Raw genomic sequence first — 17,376 nt, forward strand, 5'->3', positions numbered from 1 at the left:
GATCAGCCGACCCGCTGCCAGGCGCGGTGGTCGATCCAACCAGCGCCGAAGTCGAGCCGCACCTTGACCTCCACCCCGTCGATCTCGAAGCCCGTGCGGGTGTCGATCTGCGGGCCGGCGGCGCCTTCGAGATAGGCATACTCCAGGCCGTCACTCAGCGCGGGGTCCGCAACCAGATACCAGCGCGTCTGGCTGGTCAGGCGCGGCTCCACGATCAGCGTCAGGCCGGTGAAGGGGTTGGCCTCGGCCGTCGTGGTCGCGGCGATATCTGCCAGCACCTGTTCCGCCACCGTCTCCAGCTCGGGCGGGACAAGCAGGAACTTGGGGGCAATGTCGATCACCTCGCCACCGATGCCCTTCTGCCGGCGCATCGCCAGACGGGACAAGGCCAGCGTGGTCATGCTGGGCGCGCCGTCGGCGCCCAGGTTGCCGTGGTCGGCATGGAACACCGCCTTGCCATCCGAAAGCTTCGGGTTGTTCTCGATCACCTTAACCAGCTGGGCGGCCTCGAAGGCCCGTGCCGCCGCGCCCAGGCGGGCCGGAATGTCGCGGAAGGCACCGATATCATCGTTGATGAGCGCCTGCCGGGTGATGGCGAAGATGCGCCCGAAGGTTTCCACGGCATAGGCTTCCGCGCCGGTGCCGAAGGTGCCGTATTGATACTCGCCACCTTCATTGACCTTGAGCAGGTCCGGCCCGTTGGTCAGGGCAATGCTCGCACGGGGGCGGAAGTCCTTGGCCGTGGTCTGCCGCGCGAGCTGCTTGATCGGCGCGGGGGCGGTGGCATAGCTGCGGCGCAGCTCGCGCCCGACCGCATCGCCCAGGATCGCGGGAAAGTCGCTGGTCGTGTGGTAGCCCACGCCCGCGCGCTTGAACACCGTCTCAGCCGCCATGCCGGTGGTGCTGATGCCCGCACGGCGCAGCGAGTCGCGGGCGAGGTCCAGCATGGTCATGCCGGCAAAAGGCCGGGCGGCCTCGCTCAGCTGGTGGCCGGGGTGCATCCGGGCGTAGAGGGCTTCGCCGGCCCGCTGGGTCGCCAGGCTGGGGTCGCTGTGGTCGAAGGTGATCTCCGCCCGCTGGCTGCGCGTCCGCGTCTCTGTGCTGCGCTGGCGCATGGCCTCGAACGCCGCCGTGCGGGCAGTGTCGGGGGTGGCCTCGGCGTCGATCTGCGCATCCGCCCAGGCACGGGACAGGCCGGCCGCCTCGGCAATGCTGCGGATCGCGGCGTTCGCCTCGGCCCGGGTGGTGCGCGCCGTCTCGTCGGCCGGGCGCTCGGCCGTCTGTTCTTCGGGGTTCATGCGATTGTCTCCATGACGAAAGTGTGCGCCCGGATCGGCCGGGACAGGGACAACGGACGCCTCGATGGGCGTCCATTTGGCTGCGATGCGGATCCGGCGGTTGCCGTCCCGCGTCTCTTTCCACTCGGCCACCTGGTAACCGATGCTCAGGCCGCGCAGGGTGCCCTCGGCAATGTCGGCCAGGACAGCTTGCGCCGCGTCGTTGCTGCGGAACTTCATGCGGACCCAGATGCCTTCGGGGCGGATCTCTGCGGCCTCGATCACGCCGAGCTGGTCACGGGTGGAGCTGGACCGATGCGCATCCAGCACCGGGGCGCCAACGAAGCGGGACAGGTCGGCGCCGGACAGGTCCAGCCGCTCGGTGATGCTGCCGCGCTGCACATCCGCGCCGGTGGAAACAATCGCCTCCACGGTGCGGGCGTTGCGGTCCAGGGTGGACGGCGCGGGCGTGAGGGTGCGGATATGGATGGTCACTGCGTGGCTTCCTTGGCTTGCGTGTCGCGGGCGCGTTCGGCGTCCAGGTCGTCGATGTCGCGGCCGCGGCCGGCGACGACTTCCTCGCGGGATTTCAGGCCGGCGTTGATCGCGGCGACCTCCGCCTCGACCTCGTTTCTCGGATCGACCCATTGCCAGCCGGGCGCGACGAAGCGGACGGGCAGGTAATCCTCGACCTGATCGGCGGGGATGGTGCCGGCGAGCGCCTGCGCCTCGATCCAGCGCCGCCACAGGGGGCGCAGGAACTGGCCCTCGATCAGAAGGCGCTGCAGCATCTCGACGCGGCGGCGAAACTCCAGCAGGCCCACGCGGGCGCTGGAATAGTTGGCCTCGCCCAGGTCGCCGGTCAGTTGCTCGAAGGTGACGCCAACGCCGGCCGCAATCTCGCGATCCTGCGCCCTCAGAAAGTCGATGGCCTGCGTGAGGCCCTGCCCCGGCTGGCTGAACGTCACCTCGGCGCCCGGGGGCAGGATGCGCATGGCGCCCGGCTCCAGGGACACGTTCACCGCGCCGTCCGCGCCATCACCGAACCCAGCACTGCCGCCGTCAGGATCGCGGACAAAGCCGGTCATCAGCGAGGCGACCTTGAGCTGCATCAGCAGGGCGTCGGACGCCTCGTCACGGTCCCGCAGCTTCAGCAGGACGGGCGCCAGCCACGACAAGCCGCGCACCTGCCCCGGAAAGAGCGGGTCGAAGACATGCAGCACGTCGCGGGCAGGCAGCCGGTGCGGCGGGGCATAGGCCGTGCCGGGCGGCTCGGGCAACACGTGATAGGCGACGATCTGGTCGTCGGCGTCGAACTCGACCCCGGCAACGATGCGTCCCGCGCCGGGCTGCTCGCGAGTCAGGCTGGCATCCAGCTGCTCGCAGGGCAGAAGCGAGAGGCGCAGCTGGTCCGGCCCGGTCTGGAGGGAAAGCCGGACCAGCGCCTCCCCGTCGCGGACCAGGGCCCGCGCGAGAGGGGTGAGGATGGGAAGGATCAGGCCCTCGAAGGCGTCACCGATCCAGCGCCGCACCTCGGCATCGGGGTGCTGCGAGCGAACCTGCCAGCCCTTGCCGACGATGGCAGAGGTCCAGGTCTCCACGATCCGCGATCCGTAGGGGGTATTGACGTGCAGCGCGGCCGCGCGCTTGTGCGCTGGACCGCGTGCCGACAGGATCGAACTGTTGGGGTTCGCCAGCATGGGCGACCCGGCCCACCGGCGCCCATTCGCTCCGGCCTCGATGCCGCTGCGCTTGAAGATGCGGGACAGGGTGCGGGCAAATGGAACGGGCATCAGTCGGCGATGCCCAGATCAGCCGCGCGGGCCAGCAGTGCACGTGCAGCACGAGATGCATTGACCAGGATGATGCGCGAGGAGTGGCCCGGCTTGTCGAGCCTGTCCGCCAGCTGCACCAACGTCCCGAAGTGGCCCCCGAACTCTCCGCCGGGCTTGGTGAACTCGCCGAACCACAGGTCAGGGGTGGTTTCGGCCGCGTGGCGAACATCAATCATCGATGCCCCGTGCAGCACGGATTTCGCCTCGGCAGGACCAAGGCCGCTCCCCACCATCAGGTCGAGCATCATGCGCAGCTTGAAGGCGTCTTGCAGGCTGAACTCCTGCCATCCGCGCTCGCTTTCGGCCGCGCCGACGAAGGGCAGCTGATCGCGGCGCCGCAGGACGTTGAAGCGTTCGGCGTCCATTTCGACCAAGGCGGTTAGGGTGGCGCGTCTCATGTCATTGTCTCCAATCAAGGTCATTTGACCCCAATTTAGCAAAGCGCATGAATGCGGTCAAGTTACCTCATCTTGAGTGTCAAGCTCCGACCAGTGCGCGAACGTCTGCCGCCAGTTGGTCCTTGGTGGCGAGTTCGGGGAACTGGATGTCCTTGCCAAAATCGGTCACAGCCAGAAGCTTCAGGCAGAGGTCTGCCATGTCGCGGCACGGCTCACCGCACATCTGCTCGATCATCCTCACGTTCTCGGCGCAGTGGGCGTTGAACTGATCTTCGGGGCATTCGGCCGTCTCCGGCTCGTTCAGCCAGGCGCTATGCGCGCGCCACTCGCGAAACAGCGTCGCGACCGGGGTTTCGGTCGAAGGTGTAACCATCATGGTTATACCTTGCGCCGGGGCGGCTCCGGCCAGTGCCAGCGCAGGCGCGGCTTTTAGAAGGGCGCGGCGGTTCATGCCCGGACCTCCAGCAGACGGCCGACGCGACGTTGCGCGGTCCGCATGTAGGAGCGCGCCTCGCGCTCGGACTGGCTGTAGCCATCCAGCCGCTCGGTCGCGTCCAGGGCCAGCGTCAGGCAGTCGTGGATTTCGAGAAGGCGGGCAAAGGGCAAGCCGCGAGCGGCTGCCGGAACAGGGTTCGGCATTGGTTGCTCCAATCTGGTGCTTCGTGGTATGTGTTGGGCACAATGCCCAACACAGGGCACTATGTCAAACATTAAGCGCAAGGTTGGGCTTCATGACAATTTCACCGGCGCAATGTCGTGCCGCCAGGGCGTTAGTAGAACTCGACCAGGCAACGCTCGCTGATGCTGCGAACGTCTCGCGCAATACGGTAGTCGCATTTGAGAAGGGGCAGCGAGTTCCGAACCTTAACAACTTGCTCGCCATCCAGGCTGCCCTTGAAGCCGCAGGGGTCGAGTTCATTGCCGAGGACGGTCAAGGGGCCGGCGTGAGGCTCAGGAAAGATCACCGGATTGACGAAGGCGACTACGACTACGCCTGATGCTCCGCCACCCTTGTGCGATGGATGGGCGCCGCGCCGTGAGGAGCCACGGCCGCGCCCTGTCGGGGTTTACCCACTCGCCGACTAACGGGGATGCATGGCGGGAAAGACGATACCGCCGGGCGCATCCAGCCTATCCTCTTGCCATCCAGGACGATTGCAGCACCGGCCCCTTGCGAAGGATGGGCGCGGCCTCTTGCGCCAACTCGGCGCGACGCATCTCGGGCACGATGTTGACCAGGGCGCGCACGGCCACCGCATAGACCACGCAATCCAGCGCCTCGGCCCGTCTGCCCGGTATGCGGACGAACTGCCGCACGGGCTGGCCGCGCAGGTAGCGCAGCTGCGCCCGCTCGCTGGTCGCCTGCTCGAACCACACGGCGGGCAGGCTGGCAGAGAACCGGGCCGAGGATGGGCGGGGGAAGCGGGCGAAGACCTGCGCCTTCACCGTGTCCACGCCGACGATCCACAGCCGCGCGCCGGTCTTCGTGGTCGATCCGGCCCGCTCGATCACCGGACGCGCGAAGCCCGCCGCGCCCTTGATGGCGATGATCTTGCGGCGCGTCCTGGCGCGGCAGAAGTCCGTCACCCGGTTCATCGACGTGCCGTCACCCGCGTCGATGGCGGTGGCGTCGATGGCAATTCGGCCGCCGAGCTCGTGCGGGAACCGCTCGCTCAGCATCGTGTCGAGCTCGGCCCAGGTGTCATCGGCATCCCATGCTCCCCAGATCACCCGGTGGCCGAGGATCAGCATGCAGCCGGTCTCGGTCCAGCCGACATAGGTCAGCTCCAGGCGGTCGTGCTGCACGTCGCAGCCCACGGTCAGCGCAAGCACCTCGGCCGGCACGTTGTCCAGGCCGAAGGCTTCGGCGCGGGCCTGCATGTCGGCCTCGTCCAGGTCCTCGCCGTCGCTGCGCCAGCCCTGCCCGAGGATGGTGTTGACGAACGTCTGCAGAGTCGTCGGGTCATCCTTGGCGCTGAGGAACTCGGCCGCCAGCTTTGACCAGGATGCGTTCGCATGCAGCGAGACCAGGGCGTTCAGCCGGAAGCCCGCATGGCCCTGCACCTCGGGCCGCAGCGCCCGCCAGCGTCCTTCCGCGACCATCGCGGGCTTGTGGCGCTCCTCGATCTCGGCCGCGCAATGGGGGCAGCGCCAGCGGGCCGTCTCGGGCGCGTCATCGTCCCAGGTGATCGCGTCCCAGGTGATCTCCGCGAAGGTGCCGCAGCTGGGGCACGGGATCTCGAAGATGCGCTGGTCCGACTGCGCGTAGGCCCGCAGGACGTGGCTGGTATCCTCATGCACCGGGGTCGAGCCGAGAACGATCTTGCGATCGGGGAAGGACAGGGTGCGGCGCTCGGCCAGCAGGATGGGCGAGCCCTCGGCGGTGGCCTCCATGCCGTCCACCTCGTCCATGAACAGCAGGCGGACGTTGTGGCGGCGCAGGTTGCGCGGGGCTTTGGCGGCGACGACCTTGAGCGAGCCGCCGGGGAAGCGGCGCGACAGCAGCGTGTTGCGCCCGGCCTCGTCGCGTTCCTCTGACAGGACGGCGGCGACGGCAGGCGAGGCGGCGAAGATCGGCTCCACATCCGAAACCACGTAGTCCCGGCAATCGGCCTCGGCGGGCAGCAGGCAGAGAATCGGCGCGGGGTCATTCGCCACGAAGCTGGCAACGGCCGAGGTCAGCAGGGTGGTGAAGCCGACGCGCACCGGCTTGACCAGGGTGACGCGCTCGATCAGCGGATCCCCGATGGCATCGGCAATCTCGCGCTGGAAGGGCCAGAGGCGGACTTGTCCAGGCTGCGCCGACACGCCTTCGGGCAGGTGGACCTCGCGCTCGATCCATTCCGACAGCCGCAACCTGGGCGGCGGGCGCAGGGCGCGCAGGGCCTCGCGGCGGATGTCCTCAATCGTCGCCATCGGCAAGCGCCTCCAGTGTCGAACGCAGTTCTCGGTCGATCAGCGCGACGTCCGAGGCAGACAGGTGCGGTAGATCGGCCCTCAGACGCGATGGCAGGGCCATCAGACGGGCGCGAAGGCCCCGCAGGGTATCCGACCACCCGGCAAGCACGGAGGCCGCTGAAACAAGCTCTCCTCGCCTCTCCGCGTTTTTGAGTGATTGAGCGTCGGCCTGTTCCTTGGCGAGCCGGGCGCGTTCGCTGGTCAGGCTCTCGACGTGCTGCTCGCCGCCCCGGCCGCTTGCGGTGCCGCGAAGGTGCTGGACGTAGTTGCGGACGGTTTCTTCGAGGTTCCAGGCATCCCGGCCATGATGAACCGCGATGCCGCGCTGCTTGAGGTTCGTCAGCGCCGCCGGCGACAAGCCCAGCAGGTCGCAGAGCCCGGCGCCGTCGATGCGGTGCACCGGGCGGTCCCCCTCCAGCGGCAGTTCGGACACGATCCTCATTTTAACCCCTTGTAATTTATTGCAAAGGTCGAAGCGTCGGGCCTCGCTGACCCGTATAGCGCGGCCTCGGGAAGGACCCGCGAGGGTAGATGGCCAGTCCGTTCCGTCGCGCCGAACCGGGGAACAGCCAGTGGGGCGGTGTCGAACCGGCGCTCGACTTCCATGTCGATGCGCAGGGCGCGCAGCTGGCGCTGCATCTTCGCCAGTGTCGCGCTCGCCCGTGCCGTGAGCGGGTTCGGCTCCAGTGTCGAGTTGCCGGTGACGATAGAAATCAGTTCGTATTCCATGCGCTTGATCCGCTCGGCAATGGCCTTCGCGTCATCGTTGCTGGTCGTCTCGCGATAGATGCGGGTGGCCATCAGCGCACCGCCCGCGCCAACCGGCGCATCTCGTCGGCAATGTCGCTGCGCTCGACGAAGAACTGTTCGGGGTTCCGGTGCGACACCATCAGGCGAAGAACCCTGCCTGCCAGCACATGCAGCTGATCCGAAACCAGCACAGGCGTGTGCCGCACGCCCGAGGGCGGCACGCTATATTCCCTTCCTTTAGGAAGGGAGGGAGTTTCGCGCCCGAGATCGCGGGGAGATCGCGGGGAGATCGCGGGGAGATCGCACCCGGTTTTTTGAGATCGCGGGGAGATCGCGGGGAGTTTCGCACCCATCATTCCGCCTCCTGAAGAACGGTTGTCGGCTTCCGGTCGCGCGTGATCTGCACGTTGCGAATGGTGTTCTGAGCGAACAGGATTTCCATCGCCTCGCGGAAAGCGGCCTTGGTGATGCCTTCTGAATCGGGATGAGCGGCGAACACCGAAGGCGCATAGTTGGGGCCGCTGCGGCTGTTCACGTCGCGACCCTGTTGGCGCAGCAATCGCAGCAGCTCCATGAACTTGCGCGTGGCCTTGCTCCGGCGCGCGAGGCGGTCAAGGCCGCTCTCTGTCGGATCCACGGAGAACACGCCGTCGCGCCACGTCAGGCTGATCTCCTCGCCGGTCGGCCCGTAGTTCGCCTTCATGGTCTGCAGCACCCGCGCATCGGGGTTGGGTTCTTCGTCGCCCTGAATGACGCGATGAAGGTAGAGCCGCGACCGCACCGAATTGTGCCAGCCGGTGCTGCCCGACATGCCGGTGCCGCTCTGGATGCCGGAAAGGGACGGATGCGCCAGCAGCACCACCGCACAGCTGTGCCGGATCGCTATGCCGCGCAGGAGGCCGATGAACTGACGCGCTTGGGCTCGGTCGTTCTCGTTTCCTGGGAACAGGTCCGCCAGCGTGTCCAGCACCACCAGGGCGGGCCGCAGGTCGGTCAGGAAGGCATCCAGTTCCCGGAACAGGTCCGTGATCCTCTGGTGCCCGGTGCGCGCGTCCAGCGCGGTCAGCAGCGCGTCCTCGCCCGCGAGGCTGCGCAGTGACAGCTGGTCCAGGTCGAGGAAGTCCGCGCCGCCGGCCTGCAGGATGCCCGCGAGTCGGCGGTGCAGTTCCGCCTCATCATCCTCGGCCGAGACATACAGCGCGGTGCCGCCCGCGACCTGGCGGCCGATCCACGGCCTGCCCAGGGCGCAGGCGACGGCCAGCTGCAGCGCCAGCAGTGACTTGCCGGTGCCGCCGTCGCCCGACAGCAGCGTGACGGTGCCGGACGGAATCATGCCGGGAACCAGCCAGTCGCGGACGGGCACCTCGCGGCCGTCCAGTTCGGCCGCCGAGAAGAACCGGCTCTTGCGGGCGTTCCGATCCGTGCGTTTCGCCTTCTCGGCGGCGAAGTTCACCACGGTCGGGCCGCCGGCCATCTCTGCCCACGGCGTGGTGTCAGTGTCCTCGGGGCGGTCGCGCTTGTCATCGTCAGCCATGACGCGCCCCCGTGATATAGGCCACGAATGAACGGCGGGCGGGTTCGGGCATCGCCTCGTAGCTGGCCAGCGCCATGGCCTTGCGCTGCCGGTCAGAGGCGCTGGCAGCCCACCACCGGGCGTCCTGCATGTCATCGATCAGCGCCAGCGCCCGCCAGTCGGGCTCAATCGCGTCCAGCATGGTTTCGAGAAAAGAAACGCGATCCTGGGCGCTGCAATTCATCAGCGCGGACACAAGTGCGCTTGCAGCCGCCTGGCGCTTCAGGTTATGGTCGAACCAGCTCCAAAAGCTATTCTGATTTGTCCCGGTTGCGCCCGCCAGCGCACCGGGATTTTCTTTTGCGCCCCCCCTTGAGAGGTTCGCCACGTCCCGATTTTCGCCAGTGTTTTCAATGCGGCGATTTTCAGGGTTCGCCAGCATAGTCCCTTGAAAGGCTTGGCTTACGCCCTGCCCTCCGGGCCTACCACCCGCCTCAGGTCGGCCGATGCGCGAGGTAATGGCGCACCGCGCCGATCACGTGGCGGAAGCGGTCGCCACCCAGGTGCTTGCCGCCGTACCAGCGCGTGACCACGACCAGGTGGTCGTCCAGCCCCTCGCTTTCCAGCATCCGCAGGATGATCGCGCCGGCGCCGGATTCGCCGTCGTCGGCCTTGAGCCCCTCGCCGCCCAGCCGCGCGGCCCAGCTGTTGTGCGTGGCCTTGGCGAAGCGGCGGACGGATTTCAGTTCGGCCAGCCGCGCGTCGATCCCGGCGCGGTCCGCCACCGGCCCGCCCGAGACCGCATAGACCGAGCCCCGGTCCGAGATGATGCGGTCGAAGACGGCCAGCGGCGGGGCGGACATTCAGAACAGCCCCTCGATCCGGCCGTGCGAGTCGAGGCCGATGCGATTCGCGGCAGGCTCGCGCGGCAGGCCGGGCATGGTCATGATATCGCCGCAGATGGCGACCACGAAGCCTGCGCCCGCGGCCAGCCGCACCTCGCGCACGGGGATGGTGAAGCCGGTGGGTGCCCCGTGCAGGGTCGGGTCGGCCGAGAAGCTGTAGGGGGTCTTGGCCATGCAGACCGGCAGATGGCCGTAATCCGCCTGCCACGCGTCCAGCCGGGCCCGCACGGCCGGGGGCGCCTCGACCCGCGCCGCGCCATAGATGCGGGTGCAGATCGTCTCGATCTTCTCCCACAGCGGCATCTCGTCGGGATACAGCGGGCGGAAGTCCGAGGGTTGGGCCGACAGCCGCAGGACCTCGCGGGCGAGATCCTCGGCCCCTGCCCCGCCCTTGGCCCAATGGCGGCACAGGATGGCACGCACGCCCTCGGCTTCGGCAGCATCCTGGACGGCGGCGATCTCGGCGGCGGTGTCGGTGGCGAAGTGGTTGATCGCCACGACGACCGGCAGGCCATAGCCCTGCAGGTTGCGGATGTGGCGGGTCAGGTTCGCCGCACCCGCGCGAACGGCCGTGACGTTCTCGGATCCCAGGTCGGCGCGCGCAACGCCTCCGTTCATCTTCAGCGCGCGGACGGTCGCGACCAGCACGACGGCGGCAGGCGACAGGCCCGCCTTGCGGCACTTGATCCCCAGAAACTTTTCAGCCCCCAGATCCGCGCCGAAGCCGGCTTCCGTCACGACGAAGTCCGACAGCCGCAGCGCCGTGCGGGTGGCGAGGACCGAGTTGCAGCCATGCGCGATATTGGCAAAGGGGCCGCCGTGAACCAGCGCGGGGTTGTTTTCCAGCGTCTGTACCAGGTTCGGTTGCAGGGCGTCGCGCAGCAGCACTGTCATGGCGCCGTCGGCCTGAAGGTCGCGCGCCGTCACGGGCTGTCCGGCGCGGGTCTGGGCCACGATGATGCGCCCCAACCGGTCCTGCAGGTCCGCAAGGTCGTCCGCCAGGCAGAGGATCGCCATCACTTCCGAAGCCACGGTGATGTCGAAGCCCGATTCGCGCGGCACGCCGTTGGCCGTCCCGCCCAGGCCCAGCACCAGGTCGCGCAGGGCGCGGTCGTTCATGTCCATCACGCGCCGCCAGGTGATCCGGCGCGGATCGATGTCCAGCGCGTTGCCCCAGTGGACGTGGTTGTCGATCATCGCCGCCAGAAGGTTGTGGGCGCTGGTGATCGCATGGAAGTCGCCCGTGAAATGGAGGTTCATGTCCTCCATCGGGATCACCTGGGCGTGGCCGCCGCCCGCAGCCCCGCCCTTCATGCCGAAGTTCGGGCCCAGAGAGGCCTCGCGGATGCAGACGGTTGCGCGCTGGCCAATGCGGTTCAGCGCGTCCCCCAGGCCAACGGTGGTCGTGGTCTTGCCCTCGCCGGCAGGCGTCGGGTTGATCGCGGTGACAAGGACCAGCTTCCCCTCGGGCCGGTGCCGGAGGCCGTCGATGAAATCGCGCGAGATCTTGGCCTTGTCATGGCCGTAGGGAAGGATCTCCTCGGACCCGATCCCCAGCCGTTCGGCGATCCGGGCGATGGGCAGTTTCGTCGCCGCGCGGGCGATCTCGATGTCGGTCTTCATTGGCGTCCCCTGTTCCGCGCCCGACCCTAGCCTGCGTCGCGCGCCCGCAAAAGGCATCGCCGCCCGGACAAGCCGGGCGGCGATCGGTCACGTCCCTCGTGTTATCCTGTGTGACCTTGTCTCAGCTGCAGCCCGAGGTGCCGCCGCAGGTGTTGCACTTCATGCAGGTGCCGTTGCGGACCAGCGTGTAGTTGCCGCATTCGCCGCAGGGGTCGCCCTCGTAGCCCTGCATCTTCGCCTTGGCGCGCGGGTCCAGCGTGACCGTGGCGACGCCCACCTCGAAGCTCGCCTGCGTCTCGGCCAGGCTGGAGGACACGGCGACCGTCGAGACCCCGCCCTGCAGCACCATCAGGTCGCGCGGCAGGCGCTTGCGCAGGTAGCCGGTCGAACTGATCTGGCGCAGCAGTTCCACCGACTTCGAGGCATTGCCCTCGCCCGAAGTCTCGGGCCGGCCCTCGTTCTCGCCGCCACCCAGCGTGTCGAAGCTCGCGCCGTTCGGCTTCACATGGGCAAGGTCCGTGCGGTCCAGATAGGACACGGCCAGTTCCCGGAAAATGTAGTCCAGGATCGAGGTCGCGTTCTTGATCGAGTCGTTGCCCTGCACCATCCCCGCGGGTTCGAAGCGGGTGAAGGTGAAGGCGTCCACGAACTCCTCCAGCGGCACGCCATATTGCAGGCCCACGGACACGGCGATGGCGAAGTTGTTCATCATCGCCCGGAAGCCCGCGCCTTCCTTGTGCATGTCGATGAAGATCTCGCCCAGCTTGCCGTCGTCGTATTCGCCGGTGCGCAGGTAGACCTTGTGGCCACCGATGATCGCCTTCTGCGTATAACCCTTGCGGCGGGCCGGCAGCTTCTGGCGGTTCGAGCGGGCGGCTTCCTTGACGATGATCCGCTCGACGATCTTCTCGGCGATGACAGCGGCCTTTTCCTGCGGGCTGCCGGATTCCAGCACCTCGGCAGCCTCGTCGTCATCCTCGACCAGGGCTGCGGCCAGCGGCTGCGACAGCTTGGACCCGTCGCGGTAAAGGGCGTTGGCCTTGATACCCAGCGACCAGGACAGCTCATAGGCCGCCAGCGCATCCTCGATCGTCGCCGTGTTCGGCATGTTGATCGTCTTCGAAATGGCGCCCGAGATGAAGCTCTGCGCCGCCGCCATCATGCGGATGTGGCTTTCGACCGACAGGTAGCGCGTGCCCTTCTTGCCGCAGGCATTGGCACAGTCGAAGACGGCGTAATGCTCGGGCTTGAGGTGCGGCGCGCCTTCCAGCGTCATTGTCCCGCAGACATGGTCGTTCGCGGCCTCGATCTGCGCGCGGGTGAAGCCCAGGTGCCGCAGCAGGTCGAAGCTGGGGTCTGCCAGCTTCTCGGCCGGGATGCCCAGGGTGCGCTTGCAGAAATCCTCGCCCAGCGTCCACTGGTTGAAGACGAAGCGGATGTCGAAGGCCGAGGCCAGCGCCGCGTCCACCTTTTCCAGTTCGCGCGGGCCGAAGCCGTGGCCGACCAGCGCGGGATGGTTGATGCCGGGGCAGTTGCCAAGCGAGGCGTGGCCCACGGCATAGGCCACGATTTCCTCGATCTGGGCCGAGGAATAGCCCAGCACCTCCAGCGCGGCCGGAACCGACTGGTTGATGATCTTGAAGTAGCCGCCGCCGGCGAGCTTCTTGAACTTGACCAGCGCGAAGTCGGGCTCGATCCCGGTGGTGTCGCAGTCCATGACCAGGCCGATGGTGCCCGTGGGCGCGATCACGGTGGTCTGGGCGTTGCGGAAGCCGTTCTCCTCGCCCAGCGCCAGCGCCTTGTCCCAGGCGCGCTGCGCCATGGTGGCCAACACCGGATCGGGGCAGTTGTCCACGTCCAGTTCGACCGGGTTGACGTTCACGGCCTCGTATTCGCCGGTGCCGTGGGCCGCGGCGCGGTGGTTGCGGATCACCCGCAGCATGGCGTCGGCGTTGCGGGCATAACCCGGGAAAGGCCCGAGTTCGCCCGCCATCTCGGCCGAAGTCGCATAGGAGACCCCGGTCATCAGCGCGGTCAGCGCGCCGCAGAGCGCCCGGCCCTCGTCGCTGTCATAGCTGAGGCCGAGGTTCATCAGCAGGCCGCCGATGTTGGCGTAACCGAGGCCCAGCGTGCGGAAGTCATAGGACCGCTGCGCAATCTCCTTCGACGGGAATTGCGCCATCAGCACGCTGATCTCCAACGTGACGGTCCAGAGCCGGGTGGCATGGACATAACCCTCGGCGTCGAACTGGCCGGCCTTGAGGAAGGTCAGCAGGTTCATGGACGCAAGGTTGCAGGCCGTGTCGTCCAGGAACATGTATTCCGAGCAGGGGTTCGAGCCCCGGATCGGCCCGTCGGCCGGGCAGGTGTGCCAGGCGTTCACCGTGTCGTGGAACTGGATGCCGGGGTCGGCGCAGGCCCATGCGGCGTGCCCGATCTGGTCCCACAATTCGCGCGCCTTGACGGTCTTGGCGGTCTTGCCGTCGGTGCGGCGGATCAGCGTCCAGTCGGCGTCGTCCTTCACGGCCTTCAGGAAGGCGTCGGTGACGCGGACCGAGTTGTTCGAGTTCTGGCCCGAGACCGAGGCATAGGCCTCGGAGTCCCAGTCAGTGTCATAGGTCGGAAACTCGATCGAGTCGAAGCCCTGGCGCGCGTATTGCAGCACGCGGTTGATGTAGGTTTCCGGGATCATCGCCTTCTTGGCGGACCGGATCGCGCCTTTCAGCGCCTCGTTCTTCGCCGGGTCGGTCGCGTCCTCGGCGCTGCCGTCCAAATGGCGGATCGCGGCGAAGATCTCGTTCAGCTTCGCCTCGTGCATCTTCGAGCCGGCCACGAGGCTCGCGACCTTCTGCTCCTCGATGACCTTCCAGTTGATAAAGGACTCGATGTCGGGGTGATCCATGTCGCAAATCACCATCTTGGCCGCACGGCGCGTGGTGCCGCCCGACTTGATCGCGCCCGCCGCGCGGTCGCCGATCTTCAGGAAGCCCATCAGGCCCGAGGACTTGCCGCCGCCCGAGAGCTTCTCGCCCTCGCCGCGCAGCGACGAGAAGTTGGTGCCAGTGCCCGAGCCATACTTGAACAGCCGCGCCTCGCGGACCCACAGGTCCATGATGCCGCCTTCGTTCACCAGGTCGTCGGCGACGGACTGGATGAAGCAGGCGTGGGGCTGGGGATGCTCATAGGCCGAGTTCGACTTGACCAGTTCGCCGGTCTGGAAATCGACGTAGAAGTGGCCTTGGCTCGGCCCGTCGATGCCATAGGCCCAGTGCAGGCCGGTGTTGAACCACTGCGGCGAGTTCGGCGCGCCCATCTGGCGGGCCAGCATGAAGCGCATCTCGTCGTAATAGGCGCGGGCGTCGGATTCGGTCGTGAAGTAGCCGCCCTTCCAGCCCCAGTAGGCCCAGGCGCCGGCCAGGCGGTCGAAGACCTGCCGCGCCGAGGTCTCGCCGACAAAGCGCTTGTCCTCGGGCAGCTTCGCCAGCGCGGCCTCGTCGGGGACCGAGCGCCACAGGAACTCGGGCACACCCTTTTCCTTCACGCGCTTCAGCGCGGCAGGGACACCCGCCTTGCGGAAGTATTTCTGCGCGATGACGTCGGATGCGACCTGGCTCCAGCCCTCGGGCACCTCGACGGACTCGTTGCGGAAGACGACCGTGCCGTCCGGGTTGCGGATTTCCGAGGCCGTGGTGGTGAACGCAACGGCGCCATAGGCCCCGCTGTCTTCCGTCGTGAAACGCCGTTCGATCTTCATGATCCGCCCTCTCTGTCCTGACTGCACCGCGCTGCCTGTTCCGGGCTGAGGCCACTAGATATTGCGGTTGCCGGTCCAGAACTATCTATAGGGGCTAAAGTTGCGCCTCGCGCAAGCGGGCTGTTCGGCACGATAATCCACAGGCGAAAGGGCTGACGGCGCTAAGAAAATCGCGTCGCGAGGGCCTTCCATCCGCCCTTCCCGGCATCTATCCGAGGCCTCTCAGGCGACATATGCACAGCCTTATCCACAGAATTCTGCAGTTGACAGGACTGGCCGCCCATGCACCCCGCGAAGGAGCCCTGTCCGACTCGTGCAGCCGCCGGTTGTTCGTCCGGCGGGCGGATCCTGAACAGAATCGCTCGACCCGAGCAGGTTGGCGGGTTCACCGATCGACCCCTGAGCGTCTTCACGGATGCAGAATGGTGCCCACGTCGGTGACGATCATGTCGAGCGGCTGGTCGAAGGGCTCGGCCGGGATGGCGGGAAGGCGCTGGACCTCCCAGGCGAGGCCGATGGCCGCGACCGGGCCGGACTTCCGCAGCAGTTCCAGCGTCCTGTCGTAATAGCCGCCGCCATAGCCAAGCCGGTTCAGCCCCCCGTCGAAGGCCACCAGCGGCACGATCAGCACCTCCGGCCTGACCTCGGGCAGCGAATCAGGCGGCTGGCTGGTGCCCAGCGGGCCGGGCTCCAAGGCTTCGCCCTGCCATAAACGGAAGACCAGCGGCACGGCTCGGCCCGGCACCACCGGCAGGCACAGGGCGCCGCCATGGGCGCGCATGGCGGGCAGTGGATCGGGCTCGTCCCGCATCGGCCAGTAGCCTGCAAGGACGCGACCGGCATGGGGTGCCAGCGCCTTGCGCAGGTGGCGGTCCAGCGCCTCCTGGTCGCCCCCCTGCCCGCGCGCGGCCAGCGCCTGCGCCCGCAGCCCGGCCTTTGCGGCGCTCAGATCAGAAGCCATGTCGCGAGTCCCAGAAAGGCGAGAAAGCCCATCACGTCGGTCAGCGTCGTGACGAAAGTGCCGGAAGCCAGCGCCGGGTCGAGGCCGAAGCGTTCCAGCGTGAGGGGAACCAGCACGCCCCCCAGTGCGGCCACGATCTGGTTCACGATCATGGCCATGGCCAGCACAGCCCCGAGGCGCGCATCCCCGAAGACAAGCATCCCCACCAGCCCCAGGATCAGGGCCAGCCCGAGGCCGTTCAGAACGCCCGCAACCAGTTCGCGCCGGATCACGCGGGGCGCGGTCGAGCGGTTCAGGTCGCGCGTGGCCAGCGCACGGACTGCCACGGCCAGCGACTGCGTGCCCGCGATCCCGCCGGTCGAGGCCACGATCGGCATCAGCGCCGCCAGGACCACCAAAGTGGCGATGGTGTCCTCGAACTGCGCGATCACCAGGGCCGACAGCGAGGCCGTGAACAGGTTGGTCACCAGCCAGGGCAGGCGCTGGCGGGCAGTCGCCAGGGCGCTGTCGGAGACATGGCTGTCAGTGTTGACGCCCGACAGGCGCAGCATGTCCTCTTCATGCTCTTCGTCCAGGACGGTCATGGCGTCGTCGATGGTGATGACGCCCACCAGCCGGTCGTGATCGTCCACCACGGGCGCCGAGATGATGTGATACTTGTTGAAGGCATAGGCGACGTCGCCCTCGTCCTGACGGGCCGAGATGGTGCGGAAGCTGTCCTCGGTGATGTCGCGCAGGCGGGTTCCGCGCTGCGAGGACAGCAGCCGGCCCAGCGTCACGTAACCCACCGGATGACGCCGCGGATCGACCAGGATCATGTGGTAGAACTGGTCGGGCAGCCAGTCCTCGGACCGCAGGTAGTCGATGGCCTCGCCCACGGTCCAGTGCTCGGGGGCGGCGACCACTTCGGACTGCATCAGGCGGCCGGCGGAATGTTCGGGCCAGTTCAGCGACTGCTCGACGGCGGCGCGGTCGGACTGGTCCAGCGCCGACAGGATCGTCTCGCGCCCGGGGCCCTCCATGTCCTCGACCAGGTCCACGACGTCGTCGCTGTCCATCTCGCGCACGGCGTCGGCCAGCACCTCGGCAGGAAGCTGCTCGATCACCTCCTCGCGGATGGATTCATCGATTTCCGAGATGATCTCGGCGTCGAACTCCCCGGAATAAAGCCGCACGAGGCGCTGGCGGCGCTGGGGGGTCAACTGCTCGATCAGGTCGGCGATGTCGGCGCCGTGCAGGGGGTCCAGCAGCGCGTGCAGGCGCGCGCCGTCGTCCTCGTCGATGGCCTCGGCAATCTCCGCCACGAGGGTCCGGCTGGGGACGAAGTCGTCGTCGCCCGCTTCGGGTTCGGGGCGGATTTCGGTCATGGGACACCTGCCTTTGGCTTGCGCGCCGCGACCAT

The 17,376-nt window shown here is 67.6% G+C and carries 17 protein-coding genes; 1 reads left to right on the forward strand and 16 read right to left on the reverse strand.

What is annotated here, in order from left to right:
* Positions 1-2 precede the first annotated feature (2 nt).
* The 5 genes from BLQ03_RS07900 to BLQ03_RS07920 all read right to left on the reverse strand — a co-directional run bounded on the left by BLQ03_RS07900 (position 3) and on the right by BLQ03_RS07920 (position 4,149).
* Positions 3-1,772, reverse strand: a complete 1,770-nt coding sequence (locus tag BLQ03_RS07900; protein ID WP_090754598.1) for a prohead protease/major capsid protein fusion protein — start codon at positions 1,770-1,772, stop codon at positions 3-5.
* Positions 1,769-3,070 carry a phage portal protein gene (locus BLQ03_RS07905; protein ID WP_090754600.1) on the reverse strand — a complete coding sequence of 434 codons (1,302 nt, stop codon included), beginning with the start codon at positions 3,068-3,070 and terminating at the stop codon, positions 1,769-1,771. The genes BLQ03_RS07900 and BLQ03_RS07905 overlap by 4 nt, the downstream gene beginning before the upstream one ends.
* The gene (locus tag BLQ03_RS07910; RefSeq protein ID WP_217629682.1) at positions 3,070-3,510 is read right to left on the reverse strand and encodes a hypothetical protein; all 441 of its coding nucleotides are present in this window, start codon (positions 3,508-3,510) and stop codon (positions 3,070-3,072) included. The genes BLQ03_RS07905 and BLQ03_RS07910 overlap by 1 nt, the downstream gene beginning before the upstream one ends.
* A 79-nt stretch (positions 3,511-3,589) precedes the next feature.
* A complete protein-coding gene (locus BLQ03_RS07915) occupies positions 3,590-3,961 on the reverse strand; it encodes a hypothetical protein (protein ID WP_139166663.1) in 372 nt (123 codons plus the stop codon).
* Entirely contained in the window at positions 3,958-4,149 is a 192-nt protein-coding gene (locus BLQ03_RS07920) for a hypothetical protein (protein ID WP_090754607.1), read from the reverse strand. The genes BLQ03_RS07915 and BLQ03_RS07920 overlap by 4 nt, the downstream gene beginning before the upstream one ends.
* 92 nt (positions 4,150-4,241) lie before the next feature.
* On the opposite strand from BLQ03_RS07920, the gene BLQ03_RS07925 reads away from it, so the two are divergent.
* Positions 4,242-4,508, forward strand: a complete 267-nt coding sequence (locus tag BLQ03_RS07925; RefSeq protein WP_090754609.1) for a helix-turn-helix transcriptional regulator — start codon at positions 4,242-4,244, stop codon at positions 4,506-4,508.
* 133 nt (positions 4,509-4,641) lie between these two features.
* Here the strand turns inward: BLQ03_RS07925 and BLQ03_RS07930 are convergent, their stop codons facing one another.
* The 11 genes from BLQ03_RS07930 to mgtE form a co-directional block, all read right to left on the reverse strand.
* A complete protein-coding gene (locus tag BLQ03_RS07930) occupies positions 4,642-6,426 on the reverse strand; it encodes a phage terminase large subunit family protein (RefSeq protein ID WP_090754611.1) in 1,785 nt (594 codons plus the stop codon).
* Positions 6,413-6,910 (reverse strand): terminase small subunit, encoded by a 498-nt coding sequence (locus BLQ03_RS07935; protein ID WP_090754613.1) that lies wholly within the window; start codon positions 6,908-6,910, stop codon positions 6,413-6,415. The genes BLQ03_RS07930 and BLQ03_RS07935 overlap by 14 nt, the downstream gene beginning before the upstream one ends.
* Positions 6,907-7,269, reverse strand: coding sequence for a hypothetical protein (locus tag BLQ03_RS07940; protein WP_090754615.1), 363 nt, complete (start codon positions 7,267-7,269; stop codon positions 6,907-6,909). Before BLQ03_RS07940 ends, BLQ03_RS07935 begins: the two co-directional genes overlap by 4 nt.
* The gene (locus BLQ03_RS18255; protein WP_217629683.1) at positions 7,269-7,439 is read right to left on the reverse strand and encodes a hypothetical protein; all 171 of its coding nucleotides are present in this window, start codon (positions 7,437-7,439) and stop codon (positions 7,269-7,271) included. The genes BLQ03_RS07940 and BLQ03_RS18255 overlap by 1 nt, the downstream gene beginning before the upstream one ends.
* 131 nt (positions 7,440-7,570) lie before the next feature.
* Entirely contained in the window at positions 7,571-8,752 is a 1,182-nt protein-coding gene (locus tag BLQ03_RS07945; protein ID WP_245688742.1) for an AAA family ATPase, read from the reverse strand.
* Positions 8,745-9,173 carry a hypothetical protein gene (locus tag BLQ03_RS07950; RefSeq protein WP_245688743.1) on the reverse strand — a complete coding sequence of 143 codons (429 nt, stop codon included), beginning with the start codon at positions 9,171-9,173 and terminating at the stop codon, positions 8,745-8,747. The genes BLQ03_RS07945 and BLQ03_RS07950 overlap by 8 nt, the downstream gene beginning before the upstream one ends.
* Positions 9,174-9,225: 52 nt before the next feature.
* Positions 9,226-9,594, reverse strand: coding sequence for a YigZ family protein (locus BLQ03_RS07955; RefSeq protein ID WP_090754617.1), 369 nt, complete (start codon positions 9,592-9,594; stop codon positions 9,226-9,228).
* Positions 9,595-11,259, reverse strand: a complete 1,665-nt coding sequence (locus BLQ03_RS07960; RefSeq protein WP_090754620.1) for a formate--tetrahydrofolate ligase — start codon at positions 11,257-11,259, stop codon at positions 9,595-9,597.
* A gap of 121 nt (positions 11,260-11,380) precedes the next feature.
* On the reverse strand, positions 11,381-15,013 hold the full coding sequence (locus tag BLQ03_RS07965) for a vitamin B12-dependent ribonucleotide reductase (RefSeq protein ID WP_090754623.1): 3,633 nt from the start codon (positions 15,011-15,013) through the stop codon (positions 11,381-11,383).
* Positions 15,014-15,422: 409 nt separating this feature from the next.
* Positions 15,423-15,974: a 5-formyltetrahydrofolate cyclo-ligase gene (locus tag BLQ03_RS07970; protein ID WP_090754625.1), complete on the reverse strand. Its 552-nt coding sequence runs from the start codon at positions 15,972-15,974 to the stop codon at positions 15,423-15,425.
* Positions 15,959-17,341 (reverse strand): magnesium transporter, encoded by a 1,383-nt coding sequence (gene mgtE, locus BLQ03_RS07975; protein ID WP_090754627.1) that lies wholly within the window; start codon positions 17,339-17,341, stop codon positions 15,959-15,961. The genes BLQ03_RS07970 and mgtE overlap by 16 nt, the downstream gene beginning before the upstream one ends.
* Positions 17,342-17,376: the final 35 nt, after the last annotated feature.

The sequence above is a fragment of the Paracoccus chinensis genome (assembly GCF_900102885.1).
Taxonomy (GTDB): Bacteria; Pseudomonadota; Alphaproteobacteria; order Rhodobacterales; family Rhodobacteraceae; genus Paracoccus; species Paracoccus chinensis.